Annotated in this window: 14 protein-coding genes and 1 pseudogene; 7 read left to right on the forward strand and 8 right to left on the reverse strand. The window is 49.6% G+C overall.

The window, feature by feature from the left end; translation table 11 throughout:
- Positions 1–8 precede the first annotated feature (8 nt).
- The 3 genes from accA to AC2T15_RS05910 form a co-directional block, all read right to left on the reverse strand.
- Positions 9–959: an acetyl-CoA carboxylase carboxyl transferase subunit alpha gene (gene accA, locus AC2T15_RS05900; RefSeq protein WP_486778986.1), complete on the reverse strand. Its 951-nt coding sequence runs from the start codon at positions 957–959 to the stop codon at positions 9–11.
- An 85-nt stretch (positions 960–1,044) separates the two neighbouring features.
- Complete coding sequence (dnaE, locus tag AC2T15_RS05905) at positions 1,045–4,560, reverse strand: DNA polymerase III subunit alpha (protein WP_486778987.1); 3,516 nt, start codon at positions 4,558–4,560, stop codon at positions 1,045–1,047.
- A gap of 42 nt (positions 4,561–4,602) precedes the next feature.
- Positions 4,603–5,280: a tRNA-uridine aminocarboxypropyltransferase gene (locus AC2T15_RS05910; protein WP_486778988.1), complete on the reverse strand. Its 678-nt coding sequence runs from the start codon at positions 5,278–5,280 to the stop codon at positions 4,603–4,605.
- 232 nt (positions 5,281–5,512) lie between these two features.
- Between AC2T15_RS05910 and fabA the strand changes: the two genes are divergently transcribed.
- Together fabA and fabB are read left to right on the forward strand one after the other, a co-directional pair.
- A complete protein-coding gene (fabA, locus tag AC2T15_RS05915) occupies positions 5,513–6,028 on the forward strand; it encodes a 3-hydroxyacyl-[acyl-carrier-protein] dehydratase FabA (RefSeq protein ID WP_053099598.1) in 516 nt (171 codons plus the stop codon).
- A gap of 11 nt (positions 6,029–6,039) precedes the next feature.
- On the forward strand, positions 6,040–7,257 hold the full coding sequence (fabB, locus tag AC2T15_RS05920; protein ID WP_486778989.1) for a beta-ketoacyl-ACP synthase I: 1,218 nt from the start codon (positions 6,040–6,042) through the stop codon (positions 7,255–7,257).
- Positions 7,258–7,341: 84 nt separating this feature from the next.
- Here fabB and thrH read toward each other — a convergent pair whose 3' ends face one another.
- The gene (gene thrH / locus AC2T15_RS05925; protein ID WP_053101868.1) at positions 7,342–7,959 is read right to left on the reverse strand and encodes a bifunctional phosphoserine phosphatase/homoserine phosphotransferase ThrH; all 618 of its coding nucleotides are present in this window, start codon (positions 7,957–7,959) and stop codon (positions 7,342–7,344) included.
- Between the two features lie 215 nt (positions 7,960–8,174).
- Here thrH and AC2T15_RS05930 point away from each other — a divergent pair, with 215 nt between their 5' ends.
- The 3 genes from AC2T15_RS05930 to phrB all read left to right on the forward strand — a co-directional run bounded on the left by AC2T15_RS05930 (position 8,175) and on the right by phrB (position 10,797).
- Entirely contained in the window at positions 8,175–8,576 is a 402-nt protein-coding gene (locus AC2T15_RS05930) for an acyl-CoA thioesterase (protein ID WP_053099600.1), read from the forward strand.
- 22 nt (positions 8,577–8,598) lie between these two features.
- Positions 8,599–9,291 (forward strand): energy-coupling factor ABC transporter permease, encoded by a 693-nt coding sequence (locus AC2T15_RS05935; RefSeq protein WP_486778990.1) that lies wholly within the window; start codon positions 8,599–8,601, stop codon positions 9,289–9,291.
- Between the two features lie 66 nt (positions 9,292–9,357).
- Positions 9,358–10,797 carry a deoxyribodipyrimidine photo-lyase gene (gene phrB, locus AC2T15_RS05940; RefSeq protein WP_486778991.1) on the forward strand — a complete coding sequence of 480 codons (1,440 nt, stop codon included), beginning with the start codon at positions 9,358–9,360 and terminating at the stop codon, positions 10,795–10,797.
- Between the two features lie 30 nt (positions 10,798–10,827).
- On the opposite strand, the gene AC2T15_RS05945 is transcribed toward phrB, so the two are convergent.
- Positions 10,828–11,892, reverse strand: a complete 1,065-nt coding sequence (locus tag AC2T15_RS05945; protein ID WP_053099499.1) for an RNA-guided endonuclease InsQ/TnpB family protein — start codon at positions 11,890–11,892, stop codon at positions 10,828–10,830.
- Positions 11,893–11,913: 21 nt separating this feature from the next.
- Here AC2T15_RS05945 and tnpA point away from each other — a divergent pair.
- Positions 11,914–12,330, forward strand: a pseudogene (tnpA, locus tag AC2T15_RS05950) (IS200/IS605 family transposase).
- A gap of 55 nt (positions 12,331–12,385) precedes the next feature.
- Here the strand turns inward: tnpA and AC2T15_RS05955 are convergent.
- Entirely contained in the window at positions 12,386–13,558 is a 1,173-nt protein-coding gene (locus AC2T15_RS05955; protein ID WP_373332681.1) for a S1C family serine protease, read from the reverse strand.
- Between the two features lie 114 nt (positions 13,559–13,672).
- On the opposite strand from AC2T15_RS05955, the gene AC2T15_RS05960 reads away from it, so the two are divergent.
- Positions 13,673–14,431 carry a Nif3-like dinuclear metal center hexameric protein gene (locus tag AC2T15_RS05960; RefSeq protein WP_486778992.1) on the forward strand — a complete coding sequence of 253 codons (759 nt, stop codon included), beginning with the start codon at positions 13,673–13,675 and terminating at the stop codon, positions 14,429–14,431.
- Positions 14,432–14,438: 7 nt separating this feature from the next.
- Here AC2T15_RS05960 and AC2T15_RS05965 read toward each other — a convergent pair whose 3' ends face one another.
- Complete coding sequence (locus AC2T15_RS05965; RefSeq protein WP_486778993.1) at positions 14,439–14,951, reverse strand: methylated-DNA--[protein]-cysteine S-methyltransferase; 513 nt, start codon at positions 14,949–14,951, stop codon at positions 14,439–14,441.
- Complete coding sequence (pbpC, locus tag AC2T15_RS05970) at positions 14,941–17,280, reverse strand: penicillin-binding protein 1C (protein ID WP_486778994.1); 2,340 nt, start codon at positions 17,278–17,280, stop codon at positions 14,941–14,943. Before pbpC ends, AC2T15_RS05965 begins: the two co-directional genes overlap by 11 nt.
- Positions 17,281–17,316 lie beyond the last annotated feature (36 nt).

Consider the following 17,316-nt stretch of genomic DNA (forward strand, 5'->3'; position numbering starts at 1 on the left):
AGCAGCAACTAGGCGATGCCGTAGCTCATTAAGCGCTCATAGCGTTGGGCTAACAAAGCCTCTGTTTCGAGACCTTGTAGCTCACGTAACTGCACTAATAACTGCTGTTTAACATCACTCGCCATTTGCTGGTAATCACGGTGCGCACCGCCCAGTGGTTCATCAATCACCTTATCGACAATCCCTAAGCCTTTTAAACGCTCGGCAGTGACGCCCATCGCTTCAGCCGCATCGGCTGCTTTATCAGCCGTTTTCCATAAGATCGATGCACAACCTTCGGGTGAAATCACCGAGTAGGTTGAATACTCCAGCATATTCAAACGATCACACACCCCAATCGCCAACGCACCACCTGATCCACCCTCACCGATTACGGTAGAGATAATCGGCGTTTTTAGGCGCGACATCACCCGCAGGTTCCAAGCAATGGCCTCACTTTGGCCACGCTCCTCAGCATCAATTCCTGGGTAAGCGCCTGGCGTATCAATAAAGGTAATGATCGGTAACTTAAAGCGCTCAGCCATTTCCATTAAACGGCAAGCCTTACGGTAGCCTTCAGGACGCGGCATACCAAAGTTGCGGCGCACTTTCTCGCGAACTTCACGGCCTTTTTGATGGCCAATGACCATCACCGGAATGCCCTCTAACCGTGCTAAGCCACCGACAATGGCCGCGTCATCAGCAAAGTGACGATCGCCATGCAGCTCTTCAAACTCGGTAAAAATATGCTCAATATAATCCAAGGTATAAGGACGCTGCGGATGACGCGCTAAACGCGCAATCTGCCAGCTGCTTAGGTCAGAGAAAATATTTTTGGTCAGTGATTTACTTTTCTCTTCTAGGCGAGAGATCTCTTCACCAATATTTAGCTCATTGTCATTGCCCACGAGGCGAAGCTCTTCGATCTTAGCCTGTAGATCGGCAATCGGCTGTTCAAAATCTAGAAAATTTGGGTTCATCTAGTTATCCATCTTGCTGCTACGACCCATGGGTCGGAAGCTGACTAATTAAAAGGTTTTACTGTAAAAGATTGCGCAACGAATGTCAGCGATAATCTAAAAAGACGTTATCCTCACCAAGTAAGTCACGTAGCGACTGAATCAGCGTATCGTTCGGCGCAACTTGCCACGCGTCTGCTAACGACAGTAACGCCTTTGCCCCTGGCGTACTATAGTCAATTGTGACTAAGCAAGCGCCTCTGTGCTGTTGCAAATGTTGCTGAATTTGCTGTAACTGCTTGGGCGGCAGCCGATAATCTAAGCGCAACTGTAAGCTGCTGGCTAAATTAGTTCGGGCTTGCTCTAAGCTATACACCTCATTAACCCGAAAGCGTAATCCACCGGAAAAATCATCATGACTAACCACCCCCTTGACCACCACTAACGCATCGGTTTGCAATAAGGTCTCGGCCTGACTAAAGGCATCGGCAAATAAGGAAGCCTCGATTCGCCCGGAGCGATCATCAAGGGTGATAAAGCCCATTTTATCGCCCCGCTTATTGCGCATCACCCGTAAATTCACAATCAACCCAGCAATAGTTTGTGGCTCGCGCGAAGGATGCAGATCACTGATTTTTTGCTTAGCAAAACGCCGAACCTCAACTTCGTACTCATCAATTGGATGGCCGGTGAGATAAACCCCTAAAGTGTCTTTTTCTCCTTTGAGACGCTCTTTCATGCTTAGGGGGCGTGACTGTAAGTATTTTTGATAAGGATTCACCTCAGGCTCGGCAAACACACCGCCAAATAAATCCATATGACCACTGTCTCGATCGCGCACGGTTTGCTCAGCGGCCTGAATCGCCTCTTCCATGGATTGCAATAAAATCGCCCGATTAGCATCAATTTGCGGTTTATAGCGCTCAAAGTTCTCATCAAATAACGGCCCTAATCGATCAAAGGCGCCAGAACGAACCAAGGCATCGAGGGTGCGTTTATTAACCCGCTTTAAATCAATCCGCGCACAAAAATCAAACAGGTCTTTAAAGTCTGTCGCTCCACGCCCTTCAATAATGGCCTCAACCGGACCTTCACCCACCCCCTTAATCGCCCCTAAGCCATAGACCACTTGCTGCTGCTCATCAACAGTAAACTTATAATCTGAGCTATTGACATCAGGCGGCAACAGATTCAGCTGCATACTGCGACACTCTTCAATCAGCGTCACCACCTTATCGGTGTTATGCATATCGGCCGACAAGACTGCTGCCATAAACTGCGGTGGGTAATGGGTTTTCAGCCACGCGGTTTGATAAGACACCAGCCCATAAGCCGCCGAGTGCGACTTGTTAAAACCATAACCGGCAAACTTTTCCACCAGATCAAAAATATTACCGGCCAAATCGGCATCAATATTGTTACGTGCACACCCTTCAATAAAACCACCGCGCTGCTTGGCCATTTCTTCGGGCTTTTTCTTACCCATGGCCCGCCGCAACATATCCGCCTCACCGAGGCTATAACCGGCCATCACCTGGGCAATTTGCATCACTTGCTCTTGATACAAAATAATCCCGTAGGTCGGCTCCAGCACCGGCTCAAGCCCGGCATACTGATAATCAGGGTGCGGATAGGCTAATTCGGCGCGGCCGTGCTTACGGTTAATAAAGTCATCGACCATGCCCGACTGCAAAGGACCAGGACGGAACAACGCCACCAACGCAATTAAGTCTTCTAAACAGTCGGGCTTGAGCTTTTTAATCAGCTCTTTCATCCCCCGTGATTCCAACTGGAACACCGCGGTGGTTTCAGCTCGCTGCAATAACTGATAGGTGGGTTTATCGTCTAGAGGAATAAAATCAATCACCAAGGGTTCTTCACCCAAGGCGGCACGGTCACGGTTAATGGTTTCTAGCGCCCACTTGATAATGGTGAGGGTTCGCAGTCCCAAGAAGTCAAACTTCACCAGCCCTGCAGCTTCTACGTCATCTTTATCAAACTGAGTAACTAGGCCGCTGCCATCTTCATCACAGGCTACCGGAGAAAAGTCGGTTAACACCGTAGGCGCAATCACCACCCCACCGGCGTGTTTACCGGTGCCTCGGGTTACCCCTTCAAGCTTGAGCGCCATTTCCCAGATTTCTTTAGCCTCTTCATCATGGGTCACAAAATCACGCAGCGACTCTTCCATCTCAAAGGCTTTATTTAAAGTCATCCCCACTTCAAAGGGGATCATTTTCGATAACCGATCGCCCAGTGAATACGGCTTACCTTGCACGCGCGCCACATCGCGCACCACCGCTTTAGCGGCCATGGTGCCAAAGGTAATAATCTGGCTAACAGCATCACGGCCGTAAGCATTGGCCACGTACTCAATCACCCGGTCACGACCATCCATGCAGAAGTCGACGTCAAAGTCGGGCATCGACACCCGCTCGGGGTTTAAGAAACGCTCAAACAGCAGGTCATACTGCAATGGATCAAGGTCAGTAATATGCAGCACGTAAGCCACTAAGCTTCCCGCCCCCGAACCCCGGCCAGGGCCTACCGGCACGCCGTTATTTTTCGCCCACTTAATAAAGTCCATGACGATTAAAAAATAACCGGGAAAGCCCATCTGAATAATAATATCCAGCTCGAAGGTTAGCCGATCAACATAAACTTGCCGTTTCGCTGCATAATCCTCAGTGTCTGTTGGCAAGCTCACAGAGAGCCGCTCTTCTAATCCCTCAAAGGACACATGGCGTAAGTAATCATCAATGGTCATGCCTTCTGGCACCGGAAAGTCGGGCAAAAAGTGCTGACCTAAGCGCACTTCAACGTTACAGCGCTTAGCAATTTCTACGGTATTGGCCAGCGCTTCAGGGATATCCTGAAATAGCTGAGCCATTTGCTCAGGTGTTTTTAAATATTGCTGATCAGAGTAGTTACGTGGCCGTCTGGGATCATCTAAAATCCGCCCTTCTCCGATACATACCCGTGTTTCATGGGCCTCGTAGTCTTCTTGGGCCAAAAAACGAACATCATTAGTTGCCACCACCGGCAGCTCAAGCGCCGCTGCTAACTGAATTGCCTGTTGCACATGTTCTTCATCACCAGGGCGTTGGGTGCGTTGTAACTCAAGATAAAAACGCTCAGGAAAAGTGCTCTGCCAAAAACTCGCCAACTGTTTAGCTTTATCACTGTTGCGCTGCAATAAGGCGCGCCCAATTTCTCCCTCTTTGGCTCCGCACAGCGCAATTAATCCTTCACTATTAGCCACTACCCACTCTTTTTGCACCAGCATCTGGCCTAGATGCTGGCCTTGGGTATAGCCTAAAGAAACAATTTCGGTCAGGTTACGATAGCCCTGATTATTCATGGCCAGCAGCGTTAACCGCGTTGCAGATTGATCACGCTCCTCAGCCGCCAACCAAATATCGGCACCAATAATGGGCTTAATCCCCTTACCCATTGCACTACGATAAAACTTCACCAGCGAGCACATGTTGCTCTGATCGGTGATCGCCACCGCTGGCATATTCATCTGCGTCAGGGCGTCCATCAAGGGTTTAATCCGCACTAAACCATCGACTAAAGAAAATTCACTGTGCAAACGAAGATGAATAAATGAAGGGTTCATAGCTAGCCTAGATAAGATAAATCGCTGGTTAGTTTAACTGATTTAGCGCGAGCTGTTCTTAGCTTGCAGATAGTTTTGCTGATAACGTTGCTCACCCATAGCGCTAATTTGCTGCTCAATTAAGCAGTTAAAGGGTCGCAACAAGGCATCAAACCGCTGCGGTTGCTCCAGTGTATTTAACGCAACAGTAATGGCTTCAATGGTTGATAACGCATTGGCTTCTTTGGCCGCCCGCAAACGATACTCAGAAGCCGGTGGTGAGGCTAAGGTAACGGTTGGCAACTGCGCTAAGCTAGAATTGAGATAGATCAATTTACGAGCTTTTTTCCAGGTGCCATCGGGCACCACCAACAAATAAGGTTTTTCAGCGGCTGCCAAAGGCACTTCATTACTAATTGTTTCAGCCTGTTGCTGGAGCGGGTGCTCAACAACATAAGGCAGCAGCACCTGGGCTGAATCATTGGGATAGAGCAGTACGGGACGATAATGCAGCGCCTGTTGCGCTAAGTAAGTAGCCAGCGTTTCAAAGTGCTCACCGACCCACAACTCTGCATTACATAGCCCTAAATACGCTAGGCGCGCGGTATTTAAAGCATGGGACTGCTCGCTGTGATGCTGCAAAATTAACACCTTGGTTTGGCTAGCGAGTTGCGGGATCTGCGCGCATAAGCAATAGGCAACAGGACGGGCACAGCGCTCACACCTAGGTCTTTTTCTCATATAACACACTGCATATTATTTTAGATTGTCTTACAATCAGCTGTGACTTTTGAGTCGCTGCTTGGGTCTCACCCTTTATCTAATTGAGTATTTTGCATCGGGCATGAACAATAGCCGCAGCTAAAGGGCGAGTCACTCAGCGACTAGCTGAAAAACTTTTGCCGCAGAAGCATTATACTCTACCGCTAAATATTTGATTTGCCATACAGCCATAGGCACTTGAGGAACCCGCATGACAAAACAAAACGCCTTTACCTACGAAGAATTGCTGCAGTGCAGCCGTGGAGAGCTCTTCGGAGCAGGTAATGCGCAATTGCCCGCACCCAACATGCTGATGATGGACCGTATCGTGCATATCAGTGAAACTGGCGGTAAATACGGTAAAGGAGAAATCATTGCCGAACTGGATATTACCCCTGATCTGTGGTTTTTTGATTGCCACTTTAAAGGTGATCCAGTCATGCCAGGTTGCCTTGGACTCGATGCCATGTGGCAACTCGTTGGCTTCTTTTTAGGCTGGTTAGGTAATCCTGGCCGTGGCCGAGCGTTAGGCTCGAAAGAGGTCAAGTTTTTCGGCCAAGTACTGCCGACGGCAAAAAAGCTTACCTATAAAATCGATATCAAACGCACCATCAACAGCTCACTTATTCTAGCCATTGCTGATGGCTCAGTGAGCGTTGATGGCCGTGAAATTTACAGTGCCGACGGTTTACGCGTTGGTTTATTTACCTCTACCGATAACTTCTAAGGATGCCATTTATGCGTCGTGCCGTTATTACTGGGATCGGAATCGTTTCTTGCTTAGGTAATGATAAGCAAACAGTCTCTACTCACTTACGTGAAGGCCAATCAGGTATTCGTTTTAATCCTGATTATGCTGAAAAAGGCTTACGTAGCCAGGTATCTGGCTCGGTTGATCTAGATCTCGAATCGTTAATTGATCGCAAAGTCTTCCGTTTTATGGGTAACGCTGCAGCCTATGCTTACCTTGCTATGCAGCAAGCGGTAGCAGACAGTGGCTTATCGGAAGAACAAATTTCTAATCCGCGGGTGGGCCTAGTAGCCGGTTCCGGTGGTGCCTCCACTCTTAACCAGATGGAAGCCATTGATATTCTGCGCGAGCGTGGAGTTAAACGAATCGGTCCATACCGTGTGCCACGCACCATGAGCAGCACCGTCTCTGCCTGTTTAGCCACGCCCTTTAAAATTAAAGGGGTAAACTACTCCATTGCTTCGGCCTGTGCCACCAGCGCTCACTGTATTGGTCACGCTTGGGAGCAAATTCAGCTAGGCAAGCAAGACATCGTCTTTGCTGGCGGTGGTGAAGAAGAACACTGGTCACAAAGCTGCTTATTTGATGCCATGGGCGCTTTATCTACCCAGTATAACGACACCCCAGAAAAAGCGTCCCGCGCCTATGATGCCAACCGTGATGGCTTTGTTATTGCTGGCGGTGGTGGCATGGTGGTAGTAGAAGAGCTTGAGCATGCCCTAGCCCGCGGCGCGAAAATTTACGCCGAAATTATTGGCTATGGTGCCTCTTCCGATGGTTATGACATGGTCGCACCCAATGGTGTAGGCGCCATGCAGTGTATGCGCCAAGCGCTGGCTACCGTTGATGGACCGATTGACTACCTAAACACCCATGGCACCTCTACCCCAGTAGGTGATGTAGCTGAAATCAATGCCATTAAAGAAGTATTTGGCGATCAAATTCCTGCTATCAGCTCCACTAAGAGCTTATCTGGCCACTCCTTAGGCGCCGCTGGTGTGCATGAAGCGATCTACAGCATGCTGATGATGGAAGGCAACTTCTTGGCTGGTTCGGCCAATATCGAGCAGCTAGATCCTGCTGTTGAAGGCCTGCCTATTTTGTTGGAAACCAAAGAAAATACCGCAGTGAATACCGTGATGAGCAACAGCTTTGGTTTTGGTGGCACTAACGCCTCATTGGTTCTGCGCCGCTGGCAAGCCTAAGCTAGGATTCGCACTGCCAACCAAAAAGCGCCTAAGGTAATTAGCCTTAGGCGCTTTTTTTATTCACTCAGTAACAGCAAACGATTACAGAGTTAATTCACGCGCTGAAGCCTTGATAAAGGCTTGCTTCAGATCATCAAAGGTATGTACCGCGGGGAACTGCGGAAACTCAGCAATCACATTCTCGGGGGCATGGAATAAAATACCTGCATGCGCTTCGGACAGCATGGTGGTGTCATTGTATGAGTCACCCGCAGCGATCACGCGATAATAGAGGCTTTTTAAGGCCACCACCGACTGACGTTTCGGATCTTTTTGGCGTAACTGGTAATCCACTACGCGCCCTGTTTCATCGGTAATCAGCTTATGGCAAAGCAAGGTGGGAAAGCCTAGCTGGCGCATTAATGGCTGAGAAAACTCATAAAAGGTATCGGATAAAATAATCACCTGAAAGCGCTCACGCAACCAGTTAACAAACTCCACCGCACCTTCTAGTGGTTTTAAGGTAGCAATCACTTGCTGGATATCATCCAACTTGAGGCCATGCTCATCTAAAATGCGTAAACGCTGTTTCATCAAAACATCATAGTCAGGAATATCACGGGTCGTTGCGCGTAATTCTTCAATTCCTGTTTTTTCCGCAAACGCAATCCAGATTTCTGGAACCAAAACCCCTTCAAGGTCTAAGCAAGCAATTTCCACAAATAATTCCTCATTAATGGTTTGAGTAAAATAGCGCATCAAGCAAACAGCCACCTGCGTGCTGCCAAGGATTATACAGAATCTGCCATGGACCACCATAAGGCCAACCGCTTTAAGCACTAAGCCAACCAATAATTAACAGCAGACGGCCCTTAGCAATGCTAAACTAATGGCCTGTTTCAACACTGTTATGCTGGATTTTGCTAGGAATAGTTATGAATTTTTATACTCGCAAATGGGTCAAGCCAGAAGATTTAAACCCTAACGGCACTTTATTTGGTGGCAGCTTATTACGCTGGATTGACGAAGAAGCCGCAATCTATGCGATTGTGCAGCTGGATAACTCCCATGTTGTGACCAAACTCATTTCTGAGATCAACTTTGTCAGCTCGGCTAAACAAAGCGATATTATCGAGCTGGGCATTCAAGCCACCGCCTTTGGCCGCACCTCAATCACTTTAAGCTGCATTGTGCGCAATAAGATTACTCAAAAAGAGATCTTAACCATTGACCGCATGGTGTTCGTTAATATGGGCCCGGATGGTAAGCCTGCACCGCATGGTAAAACTGAGATTACCTACACCGATCCACGTCTGGCACTGCCTAAGCAGCAATAAGCCAAACTTTCGAGAACCTGTTGTGATTTCTGAGCTGCTACTGAGCCACTCAACCTTAATTGTCTGCTGGTTACTCTATGCGGCGCTGTTAGGCAGCGCTGCTTGGTGCACCTTATGGGTCGAGCTAATCAGTGACTCACGCAAACAACACCTGCTATTTGGCACCGTATTTACCCTGTGTTTATTATGGTTGGTGCGGCGCGATTTTCCATCAGGGGTTTCTTTTCACTTTATCGGCATGACCGCAGTGACTTTGCTGCTCGGCTGGCCCTTGGCCGTTCTAGCGGGCTTAGCCGCTCAGCTCACCCTGGTCATCTTAGGCAAGCAAGCCTTACTGGCTGTAGGTGCCAATGGCTTACTATTGGTTGCATTACCGATCCTCATCGCTGAGCTTTGCGCCCGCGCTATTGAACGGCGGCAACCCGATAATCTATTTGTCTATATTTTTGGCAGCGGCTTTTTCCCCGCCGCCCTCACCGCTATCTGCTGCACCCTAGCCGGCAGCTTACTGCTTTGGTTTGAGGGCATTTACCAGTTTCCGCCTTGGCTAAGTGAGTACTTTGGTATGGTATTTTTAGTGGCCTTTCCAGAGGCCTTTATCAATGGCATGGTAATCAGTGCCTTTGTGGTATTTAAGCCAGAATGGTTAGAAACCTTTAATCGCTCGCGCTACTTGCAAGCCCCATGGAATCACCCCGATGACCCAGGCGATTAATCACTGCCAAGTTAATTTTTGCTAACAACTCCTACTCATTATTTATCCCAACCAAGGCTTTATGCGATGCAGCAACTGATGTGGTTTCGCCAAGATTTACGCACTGAAGATAACCATGCCTTAGCCAAAGCTACCGCCCAAGGCCCTGTGGTGGGTGTATTTATCATCTCACCGAAACAATGGCGCACCCATCACGAAGCGCCCTGCAAACTGGACTTCTGGCTACGTAATCTGCTGGCGCTCCAGCAGCAGCTGGCATTACGCAACATTCCCTTGGTGACCCTTACCTGCGATGACTGGCAGACTGTCCCCCAAGCCCTATTGCAGCTAGCCAAACAGTGCAAAGCCACCCAACTGCACTTTAATCAACAGTTTGGAGTTAACGAAAATCAGCGCGATGCCAAAGTCCAAAGCACTTTCCAGCAGGCTGGCATTGTCTGTCATAGTTATCAAGATTTTACTCTGCTGGCGCCTGGCAGCATTCATAACCAGTCGCAGCAACCCTATAAAGTGTTTACCGCATTTAAAAAGGCCTGTGCCAAGCGCTTGGAGTATCAAGCCCAGCCGTATTATTCATTAGCGCCAATTCAACCAAAACTGGCCATTGCCTCGAGCAATATTGCACAAGCCTTTCAACATGCAGGAATCCCCGTTGCCGCAGCACACTTTAGTCAACTCTGGCCAGCAGGTGAAACCGAAGCAACCCAGCGGCTGGAGGATTTTTTGGCCAGTGCAGTGTTAGCTTACCAACAACAGCGAGACTTCCCTGCTCTCAGCGGTACTAGTAGCCTCTCGCCTTACCTCGCGGCTGGAGTTATCTCAATTCGCCGCTGCTTTAATGCAGCCCTGCAACTGAATCAAGGTGAACTGCTCAGCGGTCAGCCAGGCCTTAGTACCTGGCTCAATGAATTGCTCTGGCGTGAGTTTTATTTACACCTAATGGCGGCTTACCCCAAGCTTTCCAAACAGCAACCCTTTCAAGCCCAAACTGAACAGGTACAATGGCGGCATGCGCCCGCAGACTTTGCTGCCTGGTGCCAAGGCCAAACGGGAATGCCAATCGTCGATGCAGCGATGCGCCAATTACTGGCTACTGGCTGGATGCATAATCGCCTGCGAATGATTAGCGCCTCTTTTTTAACCAAAAATCTACTCATTGATTGGCGTTTAGGTGAAGCATGGTTTATGCAGCACTTAATCGATGGTGAGTTAGCAGCCAATAATGGGGGTTGGCAGTGGTGCGCTTCAACCGGTACCGATGCAGCGCCTTATTTTCGTGTATTTAATCCCGTGACCCAAGCCGAGCGCTTTGATCCTGAGGCGCGTTTTATCCAACACTGGCTGCCTGAATTAACAGGATTAAGCAGCAAAGCCTGTTATCTACCAAAGCAAGAGCCGCAGCAGTTAGCGGCTCTGAACTACCCCAAGTTAATTGTGGAGTTAAAAATGAGCCGCCTGCGCGCTATTGAAGCTTTTCAGGATCTCAAAACAAAAACGACATTGTAGTTCATCTTTCCTATTGACATCCTCCCCGACCTAAAGGGCGGGGATTCCTACAGCTAGACGGCCATGCCCGACCGCGAGAATGTTCTTGGCCGCGTTTACATCGCGGTCGCTGTGCGTGACACCACACGCACTGCACATCCATTCTCTTATTCCAAGCCCTGCGATACCTCTCGGCCTGCTATCGGGCAGTGCGCCACAACAGCTACAGGTTTGGGTGGTGTATGCCTCGTTCACTTCCTTAAAAACAATGCCAGCGTGATCGCTTTTATACTTCAGCATTGTTTTTAATTGACCCCAGCCAGCGTCCAACACTGACTTGGCCATCTTGGTTTTAACGAGTTTTAAACTACTGACATTGCCGACATAGATTTCACCGCAGCGGTTGACCAACGTGCGACTGAACTTGTGCAGCGTATCTTTTCTACGGTTAGCAATCTTGGCGTGAATGGTTTTGACTTGAGTTTTATTTCTAGCCCGTTGTGCTATGGCTAATTTTTCCTCAAGACCGCGATAGAAGCGACCCGCCTCCAGCTTTGTGCCGTCCGAGCAGGTGGCTGTGTCGGTTAAGCCAAGATCAATACCGATACAGTCTTGTCCCTTGGGCATCACTACATCAACTTCAACCACCACATTGAAGTACCAGCGGCCACGGGCATCCTCGTTGAACGAGGCAGACTTGAACGTATACTGTGACAGACCGTAGCTGTCCCATACGTTGAAGTAGTGGCCGTTGTGATAAACCTGACCATTCTTCCATTTGGCCATGCCTGTATTGATCGGTATCCAGCCCAGTGAGCGGCGTACACCGCCAGACTTGCGCCAACTAAGGCGTGATTTCTTGAACTGTCTGCGGCGCGTAGCGTACTCAGCACCTACCTTCTGCACCGTGTGACTATGCAATCCCAGCTCTTTGTGCACACCCTGCGTGTACTTCTGGATAGTGTAGGCAGACAAAAACACGCCACGCTCTTTGATTGAGCGGTGACTAAGTTCGTTCACATAGTTCCAGACAAAGTTCACCGACCGCGCCATGTTATTTAGCAGTGGTCGGTGCTTATCTTTAACTCGAACTTTTAAAGTCTTGGTCTGCTTCATGCTTTCGATTATATTTGGTCTATGAGAAAAAACAATACATATAGAACAGGCTGACACTGCGTTTTTGATCTTCATGCTCACTTGGTCTTTATTACGAAGTACCGTGGCGCTGTGTTTGCCGATAATCATCTTAGGTCGCTGGAAAGTATCTTTCGCAGCGTGTGTACGGACTTTGAAACGGAGTTAGTGGAATTCAATGACGAAGCCGACCACGTTCACCTGCTGGTGAACTTTCCACCGAAAGTATCGGTATCGAAACTGGTGAATAGTTTGAAAGGGGTGTCGAGCCGGAGGCTCAAACTGTTACACCCTGAGCTGGTTAAACCTGCATACATGAAAAACGCGCTCTGGAGTCCCAGCTACTACGCGGGAAGTGTGGGTGGTGCTCCTATTTCAGTGATTAGACAATACATTGAGCAACAAGCCCGACCGCATTAAGGGAGGCTAACGCCTCCCAGCGCTATCCTTCCCTGCACTAGAAGTACGGGGCTTGTCACGCATTTTGGTCATAGACAGTTTTGGACTTAACGGGTGGCCGAACACCTATTTCTATTTTCAGCTGCTGGATAACACCTTGCTTTAAAACCTCCATGACCACTGTTTCGCCCGGACGGATTCTCGCTACCTGGTTCATAGATACTCGACCATCATTAGCTACTACACCGTCTATGCTCAAAATAATATCGCCTTGCTCTAAACCGCCCTTCGCTGCTGGACTGTTATCATAAACACGACTAACGATGACGCCCTCTCCCTGTCGTAACTGACGATCATTTTGAGTTTCTAGCGGAATATTTTTTACCTCTAAGCCCATCCAGCCACGCACCATACGACCGTGTTGAATAATCGACTCCATCACCTCTAAAGCCAGTTTGGCTGGAATCGCAAACCCTATCCCTTGTGAGCCACTGCCCCGAGAAAAAATAGCGGTATTAATCCCCACTAAGTGCCCTTGCATATCAACCAAGGCACCACCAGAGTTCCCTGGGTTAATTGCTGCGTCCGTTTGAATAAAGTCCTCGTAGGTATTAAGCCCTAGATGATGGCGCCCCGTGCCACTGACAATCCCATAGGTGACGGTTTGTCCCACACCATAAGGGTTACCAATGGCCAATACCCCATCGCCGGTACGCAGCTTTTCTGAGTCGCCAAAAACAATAGCTGGCAGCCCTGTGGCCTCTACTTTGATCACCGCCAAATCAGTTTCCGGATCACTGCCAATAATCTTGGCCTGCAAGGTTCGGCCATCTTTTAACGCCACAATAATACCTTGCTTGTTTGCCACCACATGATTATTAGTCAGCATAATGCCATTTTCGCTAATCAATACCGCAGAACCTAAACTGGATTTTGGTTGCTTAGTAGGAGGCATAGGCGCTTCTTGGCCATGCAAGTGCTTGAGCTCTTCATCTGGCACTTGCAGCTCTATCGCCTGCGCCTCACTGTTATGATCGCTACTAAATAAATTCACCACCGCAGGTGAGGCAATTTCCACTGCATCGGCAAATGAAAAGGCATTACTCTGCACTGACTGTGCGGCCACCTGCTTAACAGTCACCCGCGAGGTCGGTAAGCCAACCCACTCGGGAAAGAGTTCGATTAGTAACAGCGCGCCCAACAACCCCACCGCCACTGGCCAACCATAGGGACTGATTGCCTTATGCATTGCAAATACCTGCTAAGATTCTGCTAATAGAGAAAACCCACGCATTATAGAGTCAATCACAAAAGTTCCTAGTGTTAAAACTTCTTGTTACTTATGTCTATTTATGGAGAGCCTATGGCTATTTCACGCGATTCTTTACTTAAACGCACCGACGAGTTTCTCAACAGCGCCCGCATTTCCGACTACTGCCCTAATGGCTTACAAGTCGAAGGCCGCGCACAGATTAAAAAAGTCGTCTCAGGAGTAACGGCCTCGCAGGAATTAATTGAGCGCGCCATCGCCGAGCACGCTGATTTACTCTTAGTGCACCACGGCTATTTCTGGAAAGGCGAAGATCCGCGGGTGATAGGTATGAAGCAACGCCGGCTTAAAGCCTTACTCATCCACGACCTTAACTTAGTCGGCTATCACCTGCCCTTAGACATTCACCCGGAAGTAGGCAATAACGTGCAACTGGCTCAACGCCTAGGGATAACAATTGACGCCGGATTAGAGCCAGACAACCCCAACAGTGTTGGCTTAGTTGGTCATTTTCCCCAGGCGCTGAGCACTGCAGAACTTAGCGCCCGCATCTCAGAGCAATTACAGCGTGAGCCACTGGTGATTGATACCCAACGCCCAATCCAGCGAATTGGCTGGTGTACCGGCTCGGCGCAAAGTTATATTGAAAAAGCTTTAGCCCAGGGCTGCGACGCCTACATCACAGGCGAAGTCTCTGAGCCCACCGTGCACTTTGCTCGGGAGAATCACATCACCTTCTTCGCCGCCGGCCACCACGCCACCGAGCGTTATGGCGTACAGGCGCTTGGGCAGTGGATGAGTCAAGAATTTGATCTCGAGCATGTGTTTATTGATTGCGACAATCCAGTTTAAGGCCTGCTTACTTGGCTCGCGCAGCTGCTTCTTTAGCCAGTAGCTGCTGCTTGAGTGTTATGCCCCAGCGATATCCCGATAGACTGCCATCACTGCGCACCACCCGATGACAAGGTACTAACCAAGCGATCGAATTAGCGCCGCAGGCATTGGCTACCGCACGGTAAGCCCGTGGCCGTTGCAACTGCACAGCCAGCTGCTGATAACTACGGGTTTCACCAGGTGGGATGCTAAGTAGGGCTTGCCAGACCTGCTGCTGAAAAGCACTGCCCTGCCAAATAAAATCAGCCACCGTTAGTTGCTGTTGTTGCCAGCGTTTAATCAGTGCCTGCAAGTCAGCGTCTGGCTCAGTGATTAAGCGCTCAAGCACTGCAGTAGGAGAACAAGCTAAGTGCTCGGCTAATAATTGCTGCGCTGTCTCTGACGTTTGCGCCAGTGCCGCATAACTGACCTGTTGATCTTGTAACTCAAGGGCTAAGTAAAGTCCCTGAGCTGAATAGATAAAGTATTTAGTTTTCATCTGCCTGCCTTAACACCCTAAACGCTCGCTGCACGGTTTTTCCCTGGCTATCCATAACCCGTAACTGATGCCGTCCCGGCTGGGTAAAGTGTAACTCTTGCGGCGCATTGGCCAAGGTTTGCCCCAAATACTGGCCATCCAGGTACCAGTAGGCGCTATCGACTGCGCCTAGTAACTCTAGGCGTAAGGTTAACTGGGACTGCCCTGCCAATAAATAAACCCGCTCATGCTGCTCTAGCCCGTTAATCTGTAAATCTGCCGCTCCACTTGCAACCGCACTGCTGTGCTGCTTAACACAGCGGGGATCAAAGCTTGGCAGGCGTTGCTGGCGAGTTTCAGCCGGATCTAACCATGGCTCAAGCGCCGCAGGCCAGCCTATATAATTAACTACCCGCATCGCTTGGCATTCTGCTGTTGGCTCTGCAGCGAATTTGTTAGCAGGCACCCTCAAACCTTGCTCATTAAGCCAGAGCATTTCTTGAGCCGGCAGATCAAGACTCGGTGGCGCGGTATTGTCTAATAGCCATGCCAAATGGCGCACCCGACACATTTCCGGCTGCTCATCTTGCTCGCGCAAACCACTGGGCCAACAAATTCGCTGCCGACTCACGCTTGCTGGCGGCACTGACGCCTTTGCCACGCTGGCCGAAGAATGATGCTGCAGTAATTGATCTACTTGGCGTAGCAGTGGCATAGCCGAAGACACACCTACCTGATTTGGCACTGGCGTGCCATCGGGACGACCTAGCCAAACACCAATCACATATTGCTGATTAATCCCCAGCGACCACGCATCACGAAAACCATAGCTAGTCCCGGTTTTCCAAGCAAGCTTGCCCAAACTCAGCGGCTCATGCGCAGGATAGCGCTGTAACAACGTGCGGATAATCCAAGCCGCGCCCTCAGATAATAAGGGCCGATCTTGCAATGGCTGCTCTGGCAAATAACGTAAACGCCCTAGTCGCCCCTTGCGCGCCAAGCTGGTATAAGCAGCCACCAGTGACTCTAAGTTAGTCCCGGTACCGCCTAAGATTAAACTGAGATTAGGTTCACTGCCACTAGGAAATAGCAGCTGCCAACCGGCTGAACGTAAACGACTGGTAAAATGTTTCGCCCCATAATGACTCAGCAATTGCACCACCGGAACATTTAGCGATGCTTGCAAGGCTTGCTCAGCGGTTACTGCCCCAGTAAACGCTTGGTTAAAGTTTTGTGGCTGATAGGCCATGCCGGTGCGCGGAATATCTTGCAATAAGGACGCAGAATGAATCAGCCCCTGATCCAACGCCAGTCCATATAAAAAGGGTTTTACAGTAGAGCCTGGTGAACGTATGGCTTGCACCATATCAACATGGGCAAATCGCTCAGCATCATTAAAATCAAGCGAACCTAAGTAGGCCACTACTTCTAAAGTTTGATGGTCCACTACTAAGATTGCCGCTGAAGTCTTTTGCGGCAAACGGTGCTTCCAACCGGCTAACAAGGCTTCTAAACGTTGTTGCAACTCAATATTAATCGTGCTGCGAATAATCGGCTGCTTGTGGCGTTGGCTTAAACGCCGCGCCAATAACGGCGCCAACTGCGGTGCTTCGCGCGGGGCGATATACAGGGGTTCTGCGGCGGCTTCCTGTACTACTCGCTCTGGCCAAATACCTTGCTGCTGTAAGCGCTGTAACAGCTTATTACGAGCCTGCTCTGCCCGCTGCGGATGTCGGTCGGGGCGTAAACGACTAGGCGCCTGGGGTAAAACGGCCAGTAAAGCAGCCTCAGCATAGGTCAGCTGCTGCGGCCCTTTGCCTAAATACGCCCAACTGGCAGCAGCCACTCCTTCTAAAGTCCCGCCAAAAGGCGCTTGATTCAGGTACAGCGTCAGAATCTGCTCTTTTGAGTAATACCACTCCAGCTGTAAAGTACGCCCAATTTGCTTCAACTTGCCCGCCACTGTGCGTGAATGGGGATCAATTAACCGCGCCACCTGCATCGACAAGGTGCTGCCGCCTGAAACGACTCGCCCATACCGCAGGTTCAGCCACGCTGCACGCAGCAAAGCCAAAGGATTGATACCTGGGTGCTGATAGAACCAGCGATCCTCATAATTCAATAGCGCCTCTAGGTAACGCGGTGAAACCTCGGTCAGCTGCACAGGATAGCGCCATACTCCCTCGGCATCGGCAAAGCGCCAAAGTGGTACTCCCTCTTTGGAAACCACTACCTGCGCCTGCTGTTTATCCAGCACCGGCAGTGGAAAAGCAGCATTTAAAGCTATTAGACCCAACAGCCCACTCAGCACCAGGCTGCCCATTAGCTTTAGCCACGTCTTAGGCTGCATGCCTGTTACCCTGGATAGAAAATTGCATCGACACTC

Source organism: Thiopseudomonas sp. SA1F2-1K (assembly GCF_057443035.1).

Excerpts from the sequence above, each read along its gene's own strand:
- accA (WP_486778986.1), bottom strand. The coding sequence starts at position 959 with ATGAACCCAAATTTTCTAGATTTTGAACAGCCGATTGCCGATCTACAG.
- fabB (WP_486778989.1), top strand. The coding sequence starts at position 6,040 with ATGCGTCGTGCCGTTATTACTGGGATCGGAATCGTTTCTTGCTTAGGT.
- dnaE (WP_486778987.1), bottom strand. The coding sequence starts at position 4,560 with ATGAACCCTTCATTTATTCATCTTCGTTTGCACAGTGAATTTTCTTTA.
- AC2T15_RS05945 (WP_053099499.1), bottom strand. The coding sequence starts at position 11,892 with ATGAAGCAGACCAAGACTTTAAAAGTTCGAGTTAAAGATAAGCACCGA.
- phrB (WP_486778991.1), top strand. The coding sequence starts at position 9,358 with ATGCAGCAACTGATGTGGTTTCGCCAAGATTTACGCACTGAAGATAAC.
- AC2T15_RS05930 (WP_053099600.1), top strand. The coding sequence starts at position 8,175 with ATGAATTTTTATACTCGCAAATGGGTCAAGCCAGAAGATTTAAACCCT.
- fabA (WP_053099598.1), top strand. The coding sequence starts at position 5,513 with ATGACAAAACAAAACGCCTTTACCTACGAAGAATTGCTGCAGTGCAGC.
- AC2T15_RS05960 (WP_486778992.1), top strand. The coding sequence starts at position 13,673 with ATGGCTATTTCACGCGATTCTTTACTTAAACGCACCGACGAGTTTCTC.
- AC2T15_RS05955 (WP_373332681.1), bottom strand. The coding sequence starts at position 13,558 with ATGCATAAGGCAATCAGTCCCTATGGTTGGCCAGTGGCGGTGGGGTTG.
- AC2T15_RS05965 (WP_486778993.1), bottom strand. The coding sequence starts at position 14,951 with ATGAAAACTAAATACTTTATCTATTCAGCTCAGGGACTTTACTTAGCC.
- pbpC (WP_486778994.1), bottom strand. The coding sequence starts at position 17,280 with ATGCAGCCTAAGACGTGGCTAAAGCTAATGGGCAGCCTGGTGCTGAGT.
- AC2T15_RS05910 (WP_486778988.1), bottom strand. The coding sequence starts at position 5,280 with ATGAGAAAAAGACCTAGGTGTGAGCGCTGTGCCCGTCCTGTTGCCTAT.